Annotated in this window: 13 protein-coding genes and 1 tRNA gene; 5 read left to right on the top strand and 9 right to left on the bottom strand. The window is 62.4% G+C overall.

What is annotated here, in order from left to right:
- Positions 1-499: 499 nt before the first annotated feature.
- Positions 500-2,386 carry an ABC transporter ATP-binding protein/permease gene (locus tag ACYG9Z_RS00070; protein WP_023691324.1) on the top strand — a complete coding sequence of 629 codons (1,887 nt, stop codon included), beginning with the start codon at positions 500-502 and terminating at the stop codon, positions 2,384-2,386.
- Between the two features lie 290 nt (positions 2,387-2,676).
- Entirely contained in the window at positions 2,677-4,044 is a 1,368-nt protein-coding gene (gene mgtE, locus ACYG9Z_RS00065) for a magnesium transporter (protein ID WP_023752270.1), read from the top strand.
- Positions 4,045-4,118: 74 nt separating this feature from the next.
- Here mgtE and gor read toward each other — a convergent pair whose 3' ends face one another.
- From gor to rpiA, 3 genes are all read right to left on the bottom strand, one after another.
- Entirely contained in the window at positions 4,119-5,510 is a 1,392-nt protein-coding gene (gor, locus tag ACYG9Z_RS00060; protein WP_023691326.1) for a glutathione-disulfide reductase, read from the bottom strand.
- Between the two features lie 124 nt (positions 5,511-5,634).
- Positions 5,635-6,252, bottom strand: coding sequence for a DUF2059 domain-containing protein (locus tag ACYG9Z_RS00055; RefSeq protein ID WP_023668979.1), 618 nt, complete (start codon positions 6,250-6,252; stop codon positions 5,635-5,637).
- Complete coding sequence (gene rpiA / locus ACYG9Z_RS00050) at positions 6,239-6,970, bottom strand: ribose-5-phosphate isomerase RpiA (protein ID WP_023710501.1); 732 nt, start codon at positions 6,968-6,970, stop codon at positions 6,239-6,241. The genes ACYG9Z_RS00055 and rpiA overlap by 14 nt, the downstream gene beginning before the upstream one ends.
- 155 nt (positions 6,971-7,125) lie before the next feature.
- Here rpiA and ACYG9Z_RS00045 point away from each other — a divergent pair, with 155 nt between their 5' ends.
- Positions 7,126-7,809, top strand: coding sequence for a phosphoglycolate phosphatase (locus ACYG9Z_RS00045; protein WP_023752269.1), 684 nt, complete (start codon positions 7,126-7,128; stop codon positions 7,807-7,809).
- 127 nt (positions 7,810-7,936) lie between these two features.
- A tRNA-Val gene (locus ACYG9Z_RS00040) sits at positions 7,937-8,011 on the top strand.
- 38 nt (positions 8,012-8,049) lie between these two features.
- Here ACYG9Z_RS00040 and ACYG9Z_RS00035 read toward each other — a convergent pair.
- The 5 genes from ACYG9Z_RS00035 to ACYG9Z_RS00015 form a co-directional block, all read right to left on the bottom strand.
- Positions 8,050-8,322 (bottom strand): hypothetical protein, encoded by a 273-nt coding sequence (locus tag ACYG9Z_RS00035; protein ID WP_023668982.1) that lies wholly within the window; start codon positions 8,320-8,322, stop codon positions 8,050-8,052.
- Between the two features lie 111 nt (positions 8,323-8,433).
- Positions 8,434-11,103 (bottom strand): DNA/RNA non-specific endonuclease, encoded by a 2,670-nt coding sequence (locus ACYG9Z_RS00030; RefSeq protein WP_023688491.1) that lies wholly within the window; start codon positions 11,101-11,103, stop codon positions 8,434-8,436.
- The gene (locus ACYG9Z_RS00025; protein WP_155921533.1) at positions 11,100-12,230 is read right to left on the bottom strand and encodes a hypothetical protein; all 1,131 of its coding nucleotides are present in this window, start codon (positions 12,228-12,230) and stop codon (positions 11,100-11,102) included. Before ACYG9Z_RS00025 ends, ACYG9Z_RS00030 begins: the two co-directional genes overlap by 4 nt.
- Before the next feature lie 304 nt (positions 12,231-12,534).
- Positions 12,535-13,518, bottom strand: coding sequence for a trypsin-like peptidase domain-containing protein (locus ACYG9Z_RS00020; RefSeq protein ID WP_023726582.1), 984 nt, complete (start codon positions 13,516-13,518; stop codon positions 12,535-12,537).
- Between the two features lie 16 nt (positions 13,519-13,534).
- Positions 13,535-15,799 carry a DNA/RNA non-specific endonuclease gene (locus ACYG9Z_RS00015; protein ID WP_023752267.1) on the bottom strand — a complete coding sequence of 755 codons (2,265 nt, stop codon included), beginning with the start codon at positions 15,797-15,799 and terminating at the stop codon, positions 13,535-13,537.
- A 508-nt stretch (positions 15,800-16,307) separates the two neighbouring features.
- On the opposite strand from ACYG9Z_RS00015, the gene ACYG9Z_RS00010 reads away from it, so the two are divergent.
- A complete protein-coding gene (locus tag ACYG9Z_RS00010; RefSeq protein ID WP_023752266.1) occupies positions 16,308-16,994 on the top strand; it encodes a Crp/Fnr family transcriptional regulator in 687 nt (228 codons plus the stop codon).
- Between the two features lie 7 nt (positions 16,995-17,001).
- Here ACYG9Z_RS00010 and ACYG9Z_RS00005 read toward each other — a convergent pair.
- Positions 17,002-20,361, bottom strand: a 3,360-nt coding sequence (locus ACYG9Z_RS00005) for a Dyp-type peroxidase (RefSeq protein WP_460223150.1), incomplete at its 5' end; no start/stop codon positions are given.

The raw sequence follows: 20,361 nt of genomic DNA, 5'->3' as shown, positions 1-20,361 counted from the left end.
AAGCGTGGGCCAACTCATGAGCAGTCGCCGTGCAGGAGCGACGATCTTGCGTGCCCAACCATGATGGCCGGTGAAATGATTCGGGCGGCCTGGGGCGATCACGGACGGCAATTTTTCGGGCGATCCGGTTAGCGCGCGGTGGGAAAACCGGCCGACGGGCAGGCCTTTTGGTCACAAAGCCGTGTATGAGCCTTCCCTCAGGGAATATATTCGCACATCTGAGCGTTCTCGCAACACATTGAAACAAAGGACAAATTTGACCTAAAGACGGCGCTCTCGCAGCACCAACTGTTGCCTCATGGCAACGGCGGGTGGGCTGCTTCACATTCCCCGGGATAAAATTCATAGAAAATGATCAATTGGTGTTACTATCCGTAACAAAACTAAAAAAGGTTTGGGCGGGATTGTGATTCGGGTCGACAGACCGCGACGTTCAATATCGGCACTTTGGAACCGCGACGCCCCCGCCGGGCCGTCGCCCCTGACGCCAGTATCGTCGATGCGGACCTTCTGGGGACTGATGCGGGCCTACTGGTTCTCGGACCGGTGGAGAGAGGCCTGGGCTCTCACCGTCGTCCTCGCACTCATCATAGCCCTGTCGAGCAAGGCCGACGTCTGGTTTACCGTGTTGGCGGGCGAACTGGCAGCCTCAATCGCTTTTTTCCACGACGCCGCGAATACCACGCCCCTTGAATCAGTGCTTACCAATGCCGGCCTGCTTGTGCTGCTGGTCGTGTTCAAGGACATGGGAATCATAGGCGCCTGCAAATTTGTATCGGCGACATTGCATCGCAAATGGCGCGCCTGGTTGAACGCGCGTTTCAATGCGGCGCTGCTTGATACCAACCATACTCACTACCACGCTCAGAATGGCTCGCCAGATGCGCCAGCGCCCGACAACATCGATCAGCGCGTGCAGGAATCCATCAAAGACATGGCGGGCGGCGCCATCGGGCTTGCCCAAGGTGTCTTCGGCGTCTTCACCTCACTTTATTTTGTCGGCGGCGCTTTGCTGGCGAATTCCGTGGAGGTAAAAGGCCTGGATGCCCTCGGCAGCTATGGCAGCGCCGTCCTCGCTCTGCTGGCGGTTGCCATCTACGTGCCCGTCAATACCTGGATCGCGATCAAACTCGGCGGAATGCTGGAGTGGCTCAACGTCAGGATGCAGAAGGCCGAAGGCACCTATCGCAGCGAGCTGATCACTTTGTTGCGCCGCAGTTTCCATGTGTCGGCGTCGCAAGGCGAAGACGTGCAAAAGACGATACATGGACGGCTCTATCTCGATATCGATACCACCTGGTCGAAGCTCAACATCGTCAACACCCTCTATGCGGGATTCGAATCGGTCTATAATTTCGTCGGGGCCAAAGTTGTCGCCTACGGACCTGGTCTGGTGCCGTTCATCCACAACGGCGTCGACCTCAAGGGCTACATAACCGGTTCCGAGCAGGTCAACGCGCTGATCAGCAAATGTTCCTGGTTCATCCATGTCATGCCGAGTCTCGCCACCTTGCGGGCCAACAGCCAGCGCGTCATCGAGTTGGCGCACGCCATTGAGAACGTCCAACAGCCGCAGGAATTCTACAGCCAGACCGGCCGTTCCGACTTCCACTATGCCAGCCAGAACCCGGTCTTCGGCCTGACCATCCAGAAGCTTGAACTGGCGCATCAGGGTGAAGACGCCACGCCGTTCCTGAGCGCAGCCAATCTGCGCTTTCGGCGCGGCGAGTGGGCATTCCTCAAGGGCGAATCCGGCTGCGGCAAGACTTCGCTGATCAAGGCGATCAACGGCTTGTGGCCTTATGGCCGCGGCACCATCGTCTTCCCTGACGGTGTGAGGAGCTTCTATGCCGCCCAGGAGGTCAAGCTGCAGCAGGTGTCGCTGAAGCAGCTGGTGTGCCTGCCCGGCTCCGAGGACGACTATGGCGATGCGCAGGTCGCGGCAGCCCTGCACAAGGCCGGCCTTGGCGATTTCATCGAACACATGGCCGATGAAAGCCGCGAGGGAAAGATCTGGGACCAGCTGCTGTCCGGCGGCCAGAAGCAGAAGCTGGTTGTGGCCCGCATCGTGCTGCAGCAACCGGGACTGTTGTTCCTCGACGAAGCGACCGGCGCGCTCGATCCGGATGGCAAGATCGCCTTCCACCAGGCCATCAAGGACAACTGTCCCGATGTCACGGTGATCAGCATCATGCATGAGGCGGTGCCGCCACGTTCGGCCTCGGGCGAGGAATTCTACCATAGCGTGGTCGCGATCGCCGACGGCGTCGCCACCAAGAGGCCGCTTGTTCCGAACCTTCCGCGCGAGCTCACCACCATCCTTACGCAGCCGCGGCCGGTCGAGGACAAATGGATGCGTTTTTCACGCCGGCTGAAGCAGAAATAGCAGCCACGCCGAAGCGCGTTCCGCCACTGGCGGCGGGGCACTCGCTCCCTCCCCCTTCAATAATCATCACAGTCTCGCGATTGGGCCGGCTCCCGGCTGTTTTCCGCCACCCCCGCGATTGACTCGCCAAGATGCGCTCCTATGTTGCGCCCGCTCGCTGAATTCCAACTCCAACCCGCGAGCAGAAAGGTCACCGCGCCATGCCTGGCGACAGTAGTCGAACGCAACCGCCGTCCGCCTCGATGTGACCTCTAACGGCTCACGTCCCGCCGGACGGCAAGGAGTGAGCCATGAACGAATTTACCCCCGTCGTAGCAAGCGACGATGCCGTCGCTATCGCGCGTATCCTTGCCAATGATCACGTCGCCGATGTCGTCGAGGCCCTGAACCGGGAATCTCGCGATACCGCGATAGAACTGCTTTGCGAAATGCCGTTCGAGCGGCTGGTCGAGATCTTCGACCAGCCTGAACTCGACGGCGCCTCCGATCTGGCCGAGGCGCTGCCGCGCGCCAAGGCGTGCAAGCTCCTGACCGCCATGTCGGTCGACCGCGCCGCCGATATCCTGCGCGAACTGGACGAACCGGCGCGCTCCGAGCTGCTCGGCGGGTTGGTCCCGCCGCTGCGGGCAACGCTGCTTTCCATTCTCGGCTATCCCGAAGGCAGCGCCGCCTCAATCATGACGACCGAATTCGTCAGCGTGCCGTCGGACTGGTCCGTCGGGCGCACGCTCGACTACATCCGCAAGGTGGAGCGGACGCGGGAGACCGTCTACGCCATCTACATCGTCGATCCAGACACGCATGTGCTGGTGCGCTCGACCGGCCTGCGCCGGCTGATCACCGGCGAGCCGGACGATCCGATCCTGTCGGTGGCGCCGGATCGCGCCCCGGTGACGGTGACGCCGCTGACCGATCGCGAGACACTGGCGCAGACGATCTCCAAATATGACCTGCTCGCGGTTCCCGTCGTCGACCACGGCAAGATCCTCGGCATCGTCACCATCGACGACATCATCGACACCATGATCGAGGAGACGACCGAGGACGCGCATCGTTTCGGCGGCATGGAGGCGCTCGACGAGCCCTACATGAAGATGAGCTTTCTCGCGATGATCAAGAAGCGCGGCGGCTGGCTGTGCGCGCTGTTCATCTCGGAGATGCTGACCGCCAATGCCATGCAAAGCTATGAAGGCGAACTGCAAAAAGCGATCGTGCTCACTCTGTTCATCCCGCTGATCATGAGCTCGGGCGGCAATTCCGGTTCGCAGGCGACCTCGCTCGTCATTCGCGCGCTGGCGCTGCGCGAGATCGGCCTTCGCGACTGGTGGCGGGTGGCGTTGCGCGAATTGCCCACCGGCTTCGTGCTCGGCGCCATGCTTGGCGTGGTCGGCATCTGCCGCATCGCGCTCTGGCAATATATGGGCTTCTACGATTATGGGCCGCATTGGCCGCTGATCGCGGCGACCGTGGGGGCAGCACTCGTCGGCATCGTCACCTTCGGCTCGCTGTCGGGGTCGATGCTGCCGTTCGCGCTGAAACGGATCGGCTTCGATCCGGCGAGCGCCTCGGCGCCGTTCGTCGCCACGCTGGTCGATGTCACCGGCCTGGTGATCTATTTCTCGGTGGCGCTGGTCATCCTGCGCGGCACTTTGTTGTAATAAGCTTCAGGCCTCCCATCGCGGTGGCAACAGCGGCTGCCATGGGGGGTTCTTCAAGATCGAGCGCGCGGGCGTCAATCGACCCGCACGCCGTTCTTCACGCGGTAGGTGGGCTTGTACATGGTGACCAGTTCCTCCGCTGCCGTCGGGTGGACGGCCATGGTGCGGTCGAAATCATCCTTGGTGACGCCGGCCTTCAGCGGAATGCCGAGCAACTGCGCCATCTCGCCGGCGTCCGGCCCGAGGATGTGCGCGCCGAGCACTTTTCGCGTGGCGCCATCGACCACCAGCTTCGTCAGCATCTTTTCGTCGCGGCCCGACAGCGTGTGCCGCATCGGCCGGAATGTGGCGCGGTAGATTTCGATATCGGAGTAGCGCTTGACGGCATCGTCCTCGGACAGCCCGACGGTGCCGATCTCCGGCTGTGAGAAGACGGCGGTCGGAATGGTGTCGTGGTCGGGCGCGGTCGGATTGCCCTTGAATGCGGTCTCGATGAAGCACATGGCTTCGTGGATCGCCACAGGCGTCAACTGCACGCGGTTGGTGACGTCGCCGATCGCCCAGATGTTGTCGATGTTGGTGCGGGAATACTGGTCGACAACGATGGCGCCGGTTATGCCGAGCTCGATACCGACGCCTTCCAGGCCCATATTCTCGGTGTTTGGGAGGCGGCCGATGGCGAGCATGACCTGGTCGATCGTCAGCACCTTGCCGCCGGTGACCAACGCATCCAGCCTGCCGTCCGGCCGTTTGCGGACCCATTCCGACACGGCGTGGCAGAGGATCTTGATCCCCTTCTTTTCCATGGTTTCGTGCAGCATGTGCCGCAGGTCCATGTCGAAGCGCGACAGTATCTCCTTGCCGCGATAGACCAGCGTGGTGTCGACGCCCAAGCCATGGAAGATATTGGCGAATTCGACGGCGATGTAGCCTCCGCCCTCGATCATGATCGCCTTCGGCAGTTGCTTGAGGTCGAAAACCTCATTGGAAAAGATGCAATGCTCGTGACCGGGCAGCGCCGGGTGCGGCGCCGGCCGGCCGCCGGTGGCGATCAGGATCTGGTCGGCGGTGACGGTGCGGTCATCGCCCAGGAGATGCACGACATGCGGGTCGACCAGCATGGCGCGCGAGTGGAACGTCTCGCCGCCGGCGCCTTTCACGTTCTTTTCGTAGATCGCTTCCAGACGGGCAATCTCGCGGTCCTTGTTGGCGACCAGCGTCGGCCAGTCGAAGCTCGCCTCCGGCACCGTCCAGCCATAGCCGGCGGCGTCGGCAAAATGCTCGGGAAATTGCGAGGCATAGACATAGAGTTTTTTCGGCACGCAGCCACGGATGACGCAGGTGCCGCCATAGCGGTATTCCTCGGCGATGCCGACACGCTTGCCGAGCGCTGCCGCCACGCGCGCCGCCCTCACCCCGCCGGAGCCGCCGCCGATGACGAAGAGATCGTAGTCGTAACCGGCCATGCTGCTGTTCCTTGCCCCAAGAAATGTTTGAGACAGGTAGGCTGCATGAAGCCAAAAGAAAAGCCCGGTTTCCACCGGGCTTTCTGGTCCAGCGGCAAGGATGCCGGTGGCGAAATCAGACGTCTTAGTTCTTCGGCGCTTCCGGCTGGTCACCGTCTGCGGGCGCATCGCCGTCGGCAGGTGCAGCGCCATCGGCGGGGGCAGTTGCGTTATCCGGCGCAGGCGCGGCCGGAGCAGCGGCCTTCGCGGCGGCTGCCAGCGTTTCGCCGACCTGCTGGGCGAGATCGCGCGCCAGGCCGTTCTGCCAGATGTCGGCGGCCTTGACCAGTTCGCGCGTCACGTTGGGGCCGTTGTCGAGCAGCTTCTTGCCGGCATCGGAATTGTAGAAGGCGGCGATGTCGGTGAGATCCTTCTCGGAGAACACCTTGGCATAGGCGAGCGCTGCTTCCTTCTCCAGATCGGCACGGCGCGAGGCCAGCGCCAGTGCCTTTTCGCTGACGGTCTTGCCGATCAGCTCCTGCATATCAGGGTTCTTCTGGATAAGCTGCTGCTCGAGCGAGGCCGCCGCTTGCGGCAGGATGTTGTCGAACGAGTCGGTCGCGTGGATTGCCGTGACCGCCGCCCGTGCTGCCTTCAGATGCGATTCCGTGATCTCCTGCGAGAACGCCGGGGAGGAGAAGGCGAAAACGGCCGAAGCCGCCAGAACGGCGCAAAGATTGCGAACCCGGTTATGCAACATCATGATCGGTAGAACTCCCTGGTTTTCGGGCGGCATGGACGGTTTGGATGCCGTCGCCGCCGGCGATGATGGCCGCTGACGCCAGCCCGATGAAAAGACCATGCTCGACCACACCAGGAATGGCATGGAGAGCATTCGAAAGCGCTCTTGTATCCGGAATGCGGCCAAAAGATGCATCGAGGATAAAATGGCCGCCGTCTGTAACAAAAGGCTGGCCCCCCGTCATCCTCAATGTAACCGGGCCGGAAAGGCCGAGACTTTTGGCCGCTGCCGCGACCGCGATTTCAGTGGCGCGCAGGCCAAATTGGTTGACTTCGATCGGCAACGGAAACTGGCCAAGGGTGTCGACCATCTTCGAGCGATCGGCAATGACGATCATGCGCTGAGATGCCGCCGCGACGATCTTTTCGCGCAGCAGCGCGCCGCCGCCGCCTTTGATCAGCGTCAGCGCCGCGTCGATCTCGTCGGCGCCGTCGACGGTGAGGTCGAGCTCGGGCGTTTCCTCAAGCGTCGACAGCGGCACGCCGAGTTCGCGGCAAAGGGCTGCAGTGCGCTCCGACGTCGGCACGCCGATGACGGACAAGCCGGTGGCGATCTTTTCGGCCAGCAGCCGCACGAATTCGTCGGCCGTCGTCCCGGTGCCGATGCCGATGCGCATGCCGTCACTGACATGGGCAAGGGCAGCCCGCGCGGCCTCGACCTTCAACTGCCTCGCATCCATGCTCGCCCCGGGGATTTGGCTTGGTTCTGATTTTTCTGGATGCGCGCTCCTAGCACTTTTGCCCGCAGGGTCAAAGACTTTGGCTCGCACCGGCTTGCCTGAAAGAAGCGCAGCCGCTATCGCCTGCCTGCAATGCATCAGCCACAGGACAGGCCATGACCCAACCGATCATCGTGTTCGACCTCGACGGGACGCTGATCGACACGGCGCCGGACCTGCTCGACAGCCTCAACCACAGCCTTGCCGCCAGCGAGCTTGCCGCTGTCGACGAGGCCGGCTTCCGGCGTTTTGTCGGCCAGGGCGGACGGGTGATGATCGAGCGCGCGCATACCGCGCAGCAGAAGTCGCTGGCGGTGGAGGAGCACGACCGGCTGCTGAAACTGTTCCTCGACCACTACACGCTCAACATCCCCGGCAAGTCCCGCCCCTACCCCGGCGTAGTCGATGCGATCGCCCGCTTCGAGAAGGCCGGCTACCTGCTTGCCATCTGCACCAACAAATATGAGGCGAATTCGAAAGCGCTGATCGAGGCGCTCGGCCTGACAAAGCATTTCGCCGCGATCGCCGGCCAGGACACGTTCGCGTTCCGCAAGCCCGACCCGCGCCATCTGACCGAGACCATCCGGCTCGCCGGCGGCGATCCGCATCATGCGCTGATGGTCGGCGATTCGCACATCGACATCGACACCGCCAAGGCCGCCGGCATTCCGGTCGTCGCCGTCGATTTCGGCTACACCGACCGCCATGTCAGGGAATTCGAGCCATCGGCGGTGATTTCGCATTTCGACGCGCTGACGCTCGACCTGGCGGAACGGCTGATTGCAGCGGCGGCCGGCTGAGCGAAACGGGGATTCCGCGGCAGCGCCTGTCCTCGGCTATTTCAGGCACAGAAGGCCGGCGCATCTCCTTGACTTCACGACCCTGCCTCCCTTATATCGCGGCTCGCTTGGCCTTCGGGCAACGAGCGGGCGATTAGCTCAGCGGGAGAGCACACCCTTCACACGGGTGGGGTCGCAGGTTCAATCCCTGCATCGCCCACCATTTTCTTTCCCGGAACAGCACACTCCAAGCCAGCACTCCTAGCAGCTGCAACTCGCCCCTTCCCCACCAAAATTCTTCTGCGCAAAGTTCAACGCGCTTGAGTAGCTCGTGTAGCTCTGGAACTGGCATACATCGGATCCGTTCCGCACCTTCATCTGCTCGAGATCCCAGAACGAAACCTCGATGTGATCGTTGGCGCAGTAGACCGTGTATTTTTCAGGCTCCAGCGCGTTGGCTTTCTGCAGCGGCATGGAGACGGCTGGAATGCAAAACGCGGAAAGTGCAAGCATGACGGCGTGACGCGTGCGCATGTAAAAACCTCTGGAGTGAGAACAGCCCGTATTTGTCGCGACGATAGTGAGCGGCGCATCGCGGCTTTTTTACGCGCCCTTGTCTTCGCCCCGCTCGGGCCTTCAGTGTTTCTATATGCTGGTCCATATCTCCAATGTGTTGGCCTTGATGATCGGCACCGCACGGGCTGTCACCAGTCGGCCAGCGGCAACCGTGAGGTCGGCGGCCAGCAGTTCGGCGGCGCCACGGTCGGCGTCGTTGTAGGGGTTGTAGCGAACTTCGTTCTTGCCGGCGGCAGCGGCGACACGTTCTTCGCCAGGGTTTGGAATGCCCCAGCCCAAGGCCCGCATTTTTGCGGAAAGCGCCCCGGCGTCCTCGCGCGCCATGCCGGCGAACTGGACGTAAACCGTCTGTGGGCTCTGCTGGATACGCAGCCGGTCCTTCAGCGTGTTGAGTGCGTTGCGATCCTGCTCACCGATAACAGTCTGGCCGTCGGCTGCCGAAAGGGCGAGATCGGCAACCGCCCGGCGCGCGCCGGCAAACACAGCCAGCCAGTCCGGGCGTTCCCACAATTCAGGCGGTACCCCAAGCAGGGTCTCAAGCACGTTGCGGCGCCCCGCCGGTGTCAGCCCGCTTATGCTTTGCAGGCCGGCCATCTCGACGAGAGCCGCGACGATCTTCTGCCGTTCGACCACCGGAAGGTCTGCGTCTTCGAGGACGGCAATCAGGTCACCGCGCAGTGCATCATTTGCGCCGTCGAGCAGCTTGACGCGAGCCGCCAGTTCGTCGGCCGCGGTTCCATTGGGGCCGCGGTTCTTCAGTGAATCCGTCCATTCGATGAGAGGGTCGAAATTGAGGCTCGTGAGCCTTTCAAGCTCGGCAACCGGGAGCCGATACTGCTCGACGTTGAACGCCCCCGTAGCGTCGGCTGGAATGAAGAACGCATCGACCTCAAATTCCGGCTCCCTCACCTCTCCCTTCACGGCCGCCGACACCGAGGACACCGCGAGCTTCCAATAGGCATAAGGGACCGGCACGCCGTCGACCGGCTGGTCCGCGGGCCGGAAGACAGGACCACTGAAGATGGTCACCCGATTGGCGAGCGGATTGTGCTGCGAGCGAACCCAGTTTTCGAGCGGCACCCATCGGCTGCCGTAGAAAGTACGCGGCTGCGGCATCGTGTTTGGCAGGAAAGAGGCATACTGCGCCAGCTTGAGCGCCGCCGTTGCCGGATCGCCGGCGAACTCCGGACCCCAGGCGATGTCGCTGGCACTTGCAAATCGCGCCGCCAGCCAGGGCCGGTCCGCGCGAAAGTACCAGTTGGGACGAGGCTGGTAGTCGACCGACAATCGGCTGTCGGGTTTCAGTCTGCTGGCGGTGAATTGCAGCGGCAACCTCTGCGACCGATCCAGGTTGACGGCCGAATAGATGGCCATGCGATGAGTTCGGCACATGACCAGCGAGTAGTTGATGTAATCAAGCGGCGGCGCCACGGCGTCGTTGGCCAGGTCGTCGGTTATCCTGGGCAAGCCGATCGTGGCCCCTATGAAATCGACCTTGTATCCCGAAAGAACGTTAGGCTGTTTGTCTATGTCTTTGCCAAGCAGCGGTTCAAGCGCGGCGCGCAGCGGCGCCGGCAATTGGTCGAGCGCGACCTCGCCGCTTTTGACCTGCCCGGCCAGCTCGACCAGCACCCCCTGTCGCAAATCGGGCGCCAACTTGTCCAGGGACACGCTGCCGAGTTTGAGCTGTTCGACCACAAGCAAGATCGCGGATCGCAAAGTGGCCTGCGTGGCTTGCTGCTCGGCCAGCGTCTTGGCGGCGTCTTCCGCCTTCTTCTCGGCAACGGCAAGTGCAGCCTCGGCTCGCTGGCGTGCGTCTTCCGTCTTTTCAAGGGCGGTGGAAAGCTTTCCATTGAGCTTTGCGACCTCACTCGCCGTCGTCTCGGCATCCTTGCGCGCGTCAACAGCGTCATTTCTCTGGACGTAGGCGAAATAGGTGGTTGCCCCAAGGATCGCGGCCAGGATGGCAAACAGCGCGATCAATATATTCTTGCTGCGATCGCGCTGCTTCTGGCTGTCGGTCTCCGCCTTGGCGCTCGCCTCGACGAACTCGGCGATGTCCGGCCCCTGCGGCAGCTCCGCCGCCTCCTTCAGCGCTTCGCCGCGCAGGAGATAGCCGGGATAGCCGGTGTTCTTCCATTGCCGCGCCTGGGCGGCCACGCGAATGCGAAAGCGCTCGGTCAGCTCGTCCGAACTCAGTTCGTCGTCGGATGCGAAGCCGTCGCCGGATTCGGCACCGTCTTTGGTCGCGACGGCCATTGATTCAGGAACGGCGATGGCGACCGTTCCTGAATCGTTGATTTCACGCGATGCCGATTCGGAGTCAACCGCGACGGCAATTGGCTCTGTTGTTTCGAGCCCACCGCCACCTGCGAAAGACGCGAGCCGCACCGGGCTGACGTCGGCTGAGGTGATGCCCGGCCGCGTGACTAGTTCGGCGGACCAATAATCGAGTATGCGCTGCGCCGCGCGCCGGTCGGATTCCCGCGCGATGGTGCTGCCGGCGCGCCGTGCCTTGGCCAGGAAGTCGCGGATGGCCTGCGCATCGGGGGCCGTGTTGTCGATGCTGGCTTCCGTCGTCTCGGCGCCGGCCTTGTCGCTGCGGCTCATCGATGGGTCGACGGCTTCATTGCTGCTGGCGATGCGCATCAGCTCGAGATGTGCGATCCGGATGTCGCTCAGCGAAATAAAATCGGCCGGAGTTTCGGTCTCCGTGCCTGTCGCAAGTTCATCGCTCATGGCCCCAGGTCCTCAATGATCTTGTGCAAAGGCGTGCTGACGCGGACGATCGAGGCGCATTCCGTTTTCAGCGCCAGATCGACCTGGACGAAGCGTTGCTGGGCCTCGTCCCGATAGGCTTCGAAGGCAAGGATGAAGGCGGTATCGACGGTCTCGCGCGATAGCTGGTCGTTGACGTCGGTGGAGTAGTCGACGAGCGTCGCCCGCCACGCTCCAGTGGGGTCGAGGTCGGCAAGAACCTTGACCTTCACTTCCAGGTTTCGCCACAGCGGCGAAAACTGGAACGGCAGCGACTTGTCCGCCGCAGCGCCCCCTTCTATCGGCTCGATCATGTCGGTAAGGCTGGCCAGCTTGTTGTCGATGTCCTGCCATAGCTTGTGCTCGACGACGCGCGCATAGATGGTCGAGGACAGCACCATGATCGCGTCATGCGCGGCCTTGATCAAGGGCACGGACGGCTCTTCTGCAGGAAGTTTGCCGGCTATCGTATCTAGACCGGTGGCCAAAAGTCCGAAGGGCAGGTTCTTTGCCGTGACGAAAATCTGCTGGTTGAGCCGCGACGGCACGACGCGCAGCACGGTGCGCACGTCAAACAGCGCGTCGTAGGCGTCCGGAGACTTGTTATCGATGGCAGCCTGCAACTTGATCGCAGCCGCCTTGAGGTCGTCGAGCCAGGCCTGCTCGATATCGTGAAGCGCCGGCCCCGCCGGCAGTTCCATGACCGACTCTCCGATAGAGACACAGAAGAGCTTCAATATTTTGAGGAAATTGCGCATGACGCGGACCTGCTCCAGGTCGGCCCCCATGTCGCGGGCGGCGACCAGCAGGTTCTGGAAGCTGCCGATGCCGTATTGAAAACTCTGCAGATGGTCATGCAGGTCCTTGTAGGTCTTGAGGACATCGATCTGGCTGGTGACATTGGTGAGGCCGTTGTCGGCGGCAAGCGTGGCCTGAATGTCCTTGGACTGCTGGTTGACGGCGTTGAAGCCTGCGAGCGCGGTGTTGACCCGATCGTCGGTCGTCATGCCGGGCAACTCGGCCGTCGGTTTCTGGCCCGCGGCGAGTTCGTCCAGATAGGCCTTGAACCGGGCCGCGCACTGCGGATTTTGCGCCACGACGGCAGTCATAAGCGCCTGCGACAGTTTATTGGTCAACGCATAGTCAAGGATGTTGAACCAGACTGTAAGCGCCGCCCCCTGGAGGTTGATGGCGCCAGCGACGATTCCAGCGTCCTTGGTTACCTGCAACCAATCGGGAGGCAATGGGTAGAGATCAGCCAGTTGAAGCCTGAGGTCGAAATAGGCGCTGATCTCTGAACTCCCTGGTGTTTGGTGTCTGGCGTTATAAACCGTCACATCCGAAAAATTTTACATGCCGTAGTCCCAAATCGCCGCGCATCGAGCTGCGCCATCGGTCTGCATAGCTCACCATCTACACAGGCTTGGCCGCGAGGTCCTGGATGATGGTGTCGATCGCAATGCCCTCGTTGCGATAATATGTGCTTTTGGTAGGCGCGTTGGGCTCGGTGAGCCAGCCTCCGCTGTGATGCAGCGCAATCAGGTTCCAGTCGGTGTCGAAGACCGGCGAGCCCGACGAACCCGGCAGTGTGTCGGTCAGATACTGGACGCGGCCGCCGCCGACGAAGGCCACGACATTGGCGACGAACGAAATCTGTTTCTGCGCACCGCCGGGATGCTGGATGATATTGACGTGATCGCCGACCTTCACGGCCATGGGCTTCATGTCCAGCTCGCCCCACTTGGAAGCATCGCCCTTGATGCGGACGGCTGACCAATCATTGTCGTTGGAGGTACGAAGAGGCACGGCGGTGTCGATGTCGAACTGGTCGAGCGGCGCGTCGAGCCCGGCAACGGTGCGCTGATAGTTGAACTGGACCACCGTGCCCGCCAATGAAGCGTCGTCAGGCAAGACATGGTTGTTGGTGATCAGTATCCCGCCGGTGGTCATGAAGCCGGTGCCGGAGCTGCCATCCGCACGCTTGATGCGCACCACCGATCTTGCCCTGACAAGGCCGAGTTCGAGATAGCTGATCGGCACCAGCGTGCTCTTGTCGCCAAGGATTTTTTCGAGCTGGGCCGGCGCCGTCGCGCCGCTCCAATTGGCGGTCGCGGGGCCTTCGACCGGCGGCGGCGGGGCGTGCTGCTTTGCCTGCAGCAGTGCTTGGTCGCCGGGATTCTCATCGAGTGCAAAGGCGACGAGGTCATCGGCCCTGGTCTCCTGCTTTGCGCGCTGGACAATCGCAAACCAGTTGTTGATCGCCTTGTTGTCAAAGGCGATCTGGGCAGTCGAAAGACCGACACCTTTGGCAACACGCACGCCGTCGCCGATCATCGGGTAGAGGTTGGCGAGGATGCGGTTGAGACTGTTCAGTTCGGATTGCGTCCATTCGGTCATGGGATTCCCTCCGACCCTAAGCCTTCTTCTTCCGCTTGCGCGACCCTGCCCGCATCGCAATTTCGGTGCCACGAACCGTTTCGTACTGGTCGGCGTCGATCAGCGACTGGTCGAAGGTGATGCCGGTCATTTCGGAGATTTCGGAGAGCGGGTACATTGCGCCGATGAACTCGTCGGAGACGGCAAACTCCAGCTGCGTGTCCGACAGATCCTGTTCGAGCACGAAGCCGTAACTGGCGATGCCGTCACTGACGCGGGCGACCACCACCTTCCAGAAGCGGCGCGGCACTAGCGCGCGAAGACTGGTGCCTTTGGGACCCTTGCCGGCAAAGGTCCGGTCGTCTTCGGCGAGGACCGGCCCGGCGAAGACGCAAAGCCGCTCGCTCGCCGCCTCCGACAGGACGTGGTTCTCAAGATCGCCCCAGTTCTTCTCGCCGCTGTCGGAGCGGTTGTAGCCTTCGACCTGGGGCGAGCAGTTGGTGACATGGAAGGAGCAGACATTGCCCCTGAGCAGCAGCTCGAAGGTGCTGCCCCAGGCCACGTCATCGCGCCTGACGATATGGCCCTTGTCGAAGGCGCCCTGATCCTGGGTGTAGAAGACATCGGGGATCTGATACTTGTCGTCGAGCCGCAGATCCGGGAACCAGCGCTCGCTGAACAGGCCGCCACGCGAATAGTTGCGGCCCTTTTCCGGCTCGCGCAGATTGCTCTCCTCGGTGACGTTGGAGGCGGTGAACAGCGCCAGCCGCCGCTTGGCGTGCATCTTGAGCGAAAAATTCTGGTAATCTAGCCGCGTGCCCCCTGCCTTGAGCTGCGCCAGCACGGACAGGTCGGTGGCCTCCGGCATCGGCACCACGACGGGCGCGAGCTTGGTGCCGCCGGACAGGAATTTTTCGTCGTAGCCCTTATAGCCGGCATAGTCCGCGACCGTTTTGGGAACGAATGCGCCGCCTGGAGGGGTCGGCTTGGCCGCTTCCAGTTCGACCGATTCCGTGACCGCTTCATGGCCAGGCGTTGCGCCGAGCGAGACGGTGATGCGCAACGGCACTTCGAAGGTGACGCTGCCGCCCGGCGAAACGACGACGCCTCCGGATGGAGGCGTCTGGGTGGCGACGCCCGGGATCTGCTGGGCGCCGCCGACTTCAACCAGGTTTACGCCCTCGGCCGGCGACCCACTGTCCGCCTTGTTCCACCATGCGCCCCAATCGTTGGGGCCGCCGCTGGCGGCGCCGGCGAAATTGAGGCCGAGGTCGACGACACGCTGGTCCTTGGCGAGCGCGCCGGTGGGCACGGCGTAGTTGCGCTCGAGATAGCGGCCGGCAAAATGCAGCGCCACGACCTCGCCGGTGGCGAGGTTGATCATGGCGGTGCCGGAGTTGCCGCCAGTGGTCGAGCAATCATGTGTCGCCGCGCTGACGATCTTGCCGAAACTCTCCGTATCGAAGCCGCCCTGCAGCATGCCCGGTTGCAGGCGCTTGACCTGGAAACGATTGCGCATGAGCTCGTTCTGGACATCGACCGCGTTGCGATTGTCGAACGCCGGATAGCCGATGGCGACGACTTCCTGGCGCAGCATATCGCGCGCGTCGGCGACCGCGAGCGACAGCGGCGTGATGTTGTCGGGCAGGCCTTCGACTTCGAGAATCGCCATGTCCCAATAGGGATGGATCATCCGGACATTGCGGATCTTGAAGACGTTTCCTGCCGCCGAATCGCGCTTGAAGTCGATGCCGGCGGCGCGGCCGTTGATGAATTGCACATTGCGGTCGCCAAGGCCGTCCGCAAATATCTGCGCCACATGACGGTTGGTCATCAGCAGGTTGCGGCCGACGACGAAGCCCGTGCCGCCGTAAGGGATATTGGTGTCCCACAACAGTTCGATACGCCCGATCGCCGGCAGGGCGGCTTCGATGCGCTGCTTCAATGCGGCCTCGCTGGTAAGCTTCGTCCACAGCGAATGGCCAGGTGTCGGAGCGCCGTCGAAAGTCAGCGTCGTAAAGGTGCCATCCTTGATGTCATAGACCGGCCGCAACTCCGGGATGATTATGGCTTCCAGATCGGAAAGCTGCTCGGGCGCGACTTCGGCGCCCCGCGCGAGGCTCTCCATGCCAGCGCGCGCCGATTCAAACGCCGCCTCCGTCTTGCCGGCTTCCGCAGGCGCAAGGGATTCCAGAGCGCCGCCTGCCATCGTCTCCACGTTGCCGAGGACCGATTCAGTCCCCTCGCCCCCGGTGACGAGATCGAGATATTGACGGATTCGCTGCTCTCTGCTGACCGGCATAGTCGCCCTCAAAGGTTCTGTCGAAGAAAAGAAATGTATTGCCCCATTTTAGACTGGTGCAATTCTGACTGGCAGGCAAGGAAACAAATCAACTCGCGTCGAAGATGACCGGAGTGCAACGTCGGCATGTCTCTTTGCCGCAGTCGCTCGCGCGATGTATGACGCTCGCATTATTTCAGCGATGCTGTATGTGATCTCCGTCACAGACGCTCACGCTGTTTGCGCCCACCTATCGCAACGGGTGGAAGGGCCATTGCGGCCGCTCGGTTTTACAGAAATTTTATCACCTATCCATTTTTATCAGTTGGCGCCTGCACGCGCGGCTCCTCCCGCCGCGCGTGCAGGCGGCTTTCCGCCCCGCACGAGCCAGGCACTGGGCGCGACCACTGCGCCAAGCCTTTACAAGGCGTAATCGCAAGGGATGAACGCCGGCCTTTGACGCGGTGCACTCTTGCCTTAGACTTCGGCCCTTAAACTTCGCCGATTGCGGCAATTGGGAATTTGGAACATGGCTTTTGGCGGCCCAAACGACAGAAACGATCTGCCGCGCCTGGCACGCATCGATCCAAAGCTGTTCGATATCCTGTTCAGCGGCTGCAAGGTCGAGCGCTACGCCGCCGGCCAGCATCTGTTCGTCCAGGAAGATGCCGCCGACCGGATCTACGGGGTGATGAGCGGCACGGTGGAAATCTCGATCTATTCGCCTGGCGGGCAGAAGCTGGTGGCCAATATCGAGCTGTCGCGCAGCCTCGTCGGCGAGATCGGCGCGCTTGACGGGCGGCCACGCACCGCCACCGCCATCTGCCTGACCGCTTGCGAGCTGGTTTCGCTCACCAGGACACAACTCTTTGATCGCATTGAGAGAAATCCACCGCTGGCACGCGCGATGATCGAACTTCTGTGCGCCCGGCTGCGCTGGGTCAGCGGCGAACTCGGCGACCAGGCCTTCTTCGGCATCGAGGCGAGGCTCGCCAAACGCCTGGTCTTCCTGGCCAAGGTGATGGCCGACAGCGCCGGCTGGATCCCGATCTCGCAATCGGAACTCGGAGAGTTCCTCGGCGCCACGCGCGAGTCCGTCAACAAGACGCTCAACGACTGGCGCAACCGCTCGTTCATTGCCATCAAACGCGGCGGGCTGCGTATCACGGACACCGGGGCACTGCGCCATATCGCCGAGTCGCAGGACGACGACTGACGCCGAATCAGAGCCGCGAAATCAGGTAGCGCAGCGCCGAGCGGCTGGGCATGAAGAAGTATCCACCCCCCTTGGTGGTGACGAATTGCGGCATGTCACGGAGCGTCGTGACCTTTTCCCATGACGGAATGGTGAACCTGCCATCACCGCCGCGCGAACCAATCGTCGGGTCCTTTTCAGCGACGAGGCCCTGGAACGTGGCCGACGAAACCCAGGTCTGCTGAATGAATTCGTACTGGCGCTCTATGTCGGCGTTGAGGCACATGAACAGCAGCCCCTTTTCGACCTTGCCATTCTTGCCGTCCTGCTTCTGATAGGTGCGGCCGACCCGCAGGATACGATGGCGCTTGCCGATATTGATCTGCGTATCGCGGTCCTCACCCAGCGAGTCGCGTGGGTTGGAACGGCGAATGTGGGCACCAAGCGGGCAGCGATGGCCTTGCGGATCCTCGGCGCCAGCGGCGAAGTTGTTGTCGATGACGCGTCCCGGATGATCGGGGTTGCGCACCAGCGAGCTACCGTTCTGCCAGCGGCCGAGCATCTTGGCGGCAATCCAGTCTTGCGTGATGGCTTGGTTGCCGAGTTGGCTCGCGACCAAGGCTGCAGCCTTTTTGCAGTAGTTGTTGAAGACGTCGACGTGCTGCTCGAACTGGCGAATAACCAGGAATGAACCGTTGCGCCCGAAATCGCGCGGCGGTGGCGGCAGGCCCGGAATCAGCCGGCTACGGCGCACCTGCGAAAGGATTCCAGTCCGATCGCGTGATGCGCTTACCGAGGGCGAGGCTGGATAGAACCCATGCTCATCACGATAGCCGAACAGGAACTCGCCGGGCGCGACCAGATGCATGGGCGCGGCGCCCCTGCTGGCGCGGGTCGTGCCCCGGACAACCGGCTGCGAAATCCCGTCCGCGAAACCGAAATGCTCGTAGGCTGGCCCACGTTCCGACCGATCGTCACGCTTTGCCCCGTCGGACGATTTCGTCTTCGTGTCGGTCGGACCCCGGTTTACGGCGAGCGGCAGTTCGGCGACGACCTTCATGCCTGCACCGGTCGTCTTCCGTCTCACGGTGGCAATCTCGGTCTTCAACCGTCCCGGGTCTTCAGCATAGCAGACGATGACCAGGTCCACAGGGTTCTCCAGCGACCCCCACTCCCATTCGTCCGGGCCGTCGCGGCCTCGGTCGTCCAGTATGCGCCCACGCTCGGGGTTGCCCATGCCATGGCGAAAGGCGATCGGAAATGTTTCCAGTGGATCGCCCTCCACACCCTCGCCGAGCCCAAACTGCCGCAGGCCACCGGGACCAAAGGCGACTATCATAGCGCGCCCGGCGGGCCTGCCTTCGCCGAAACTCGTCTGCTCGACAACGAAATCGAGCCAGGCTCTGCGCTTGGGCGCCGGCAACTTGTCCGGCACCCGGATCGCAAGCATATGCGAATAAGCGAGCGGGCCGAGCGGGCCGAAGAAGATGGACTGGATCTCGCCGGTTTCCAGCTGCTGTTCGAGAGGCGCCGGAAAGGCAGAGCTGATATTGGCCAGCAGCGAAGTGGTCTTTTGAACGGTGGTCGTTTCGCTCGCCGGGCGCCGTAGCGAACCGAACAAGCTCAGCCAGTCGCGCGCCTCGTTGCCGACGGCGGAAGCAATGCCGCGCCTGACCCGGGAATTGATCCGGATGCGCTCTGTGTTGATTTGGGGATAGGCGGAGTACCAGAACAGGGTCGGCACCTGCTGGCGCCGCGCCCAGCGCTTGAAACGATCGCCGTCGCGCGCGCCGTCCAGGAACAGCCATCGTGTGCGTGGATAGCCCACGGTGTTGCTCCACACGCCGGTGAGGCCAGCGGACGCCTTGGCGATGAAGTCCTCAAGATAGCTTTCCCAGCTGCCGCCGTAGTTGGAGAAGAACATCAATCGGTTGGAGCCGGGCAGCAGTATCCAGCGGGCGAAATGGATGGTGTTGATGGTGTTGAGGAAGCCTGGCTTGAATACCTTCTGGGCAGCTATCGAGATCAGGTAGAAAGAAAACCTGAGCGCCAGCCGCCGCAGGATGCCGGCCTTCATCGTCGAAATCGCAGTCAGATGGTTCTGTGCCGCGTGGCCCTCCTTGACGAGTATCGCGTTCAATTCAGATATGCCGATCGATGTGCTTTCCGGCCGATCCCTGTCCTCGCGGCGTCGCAGCGCCAGCAAGCACGAAAACGCCAGCAGCGCCGCTGCCACCAACACTCCAAGTCCGGACAACAGAAGTGAGGTGATTGCCACGGCTATAGCGGTGAAGGAGATTTCCTGGGAACTGATGTCGATAGATCTGCCGAACACCACACTGTAGGTCATGTACCAGCAAGCAGCCCAGATGATCGCCACCGTGACGAAGACCGGTGGTACCAGCAAGGTCGTCATCAGAGCACGGCCCCAATGACCCGGCGGCTTTTCCAGCAGGCTCTCGGCCGGCTCGAACGCCCAGGCAAACGTCTCTAATGACTGGACATGCTGGCGAACTTCAGCGAGCACGGCAGGAGCGTTGCCGGCGCCTTTGCGTGGCCGCTCGACGATGTCGCGCACGGCTTCGAAAAGCTGCTGCTCGGCCTTGATACGCTGGACCGAGTGCCCCGGCGTGCCCGAAAACACCAGTCCGGCATTGCTGCCGAAGGACGGCGATATGTCGACATTGTGCTTGCGCAGGAAATCGTTCAATGCGCCGCCATCGCGCAGATCGCAGACATCCTTGAAGATCGGCCGTAGCCGGTGCCCGATGGCGTGCGTGACCGCATCGATGACATCGTCGATGCTGCCGTCACCGGAAATCTCGAGAACCAGAGCTCCTTTTTCCTGACCGGAATCAGCGCCGATCTCGCCGGTGCCGACCACGGTCAGGCTGGTGAAGTGGACGGTGCCGGCAATGTCGAGCGCGGTGCGGATATCTTCGACGGCCGGGTTGCCGAGGCTGGCAACCTTGTCGCGGACAGCATCCAGCGACGCGGATCGGGTGACCGGGCAGACCACCGTCACCATAGACTGCGTTACGGTGCGGCAGAGTTCTGCCCGTTCGAAATCGACCTTGAGGGTTTCGGGATAGGCGCCGATGCGGGTCATCCGCCCGGCCTTGCCGGGCATGCGGCGCACGCCCTGCTTCTGGAACAGGGCGCGCAGGCTTTCGCCGATCTGGATCCTGGCAATCTCGGCGCCGATGCACTGATGAATGCCGTGGCCGAACACCATGTAGTCGCGATGCGGGCGCGATGTGTCGAACTGGTCCGGGTTCTGCACGGCGTCGGCATCGAACATCGCCGACAGCGTCGCCGGCATCACCACCGTGCCGGCCTTCACCAGGCGCTCGCGGCGCGTACCCTTGCCGATGATCGCGTCGCGGGC

Source organism: Mesorhizobium sp. RSR380A (genome assembly GCF_054719385.1).
This window is presented reverse-complemented; position numbering and strand designations above follow the sequence as displayed.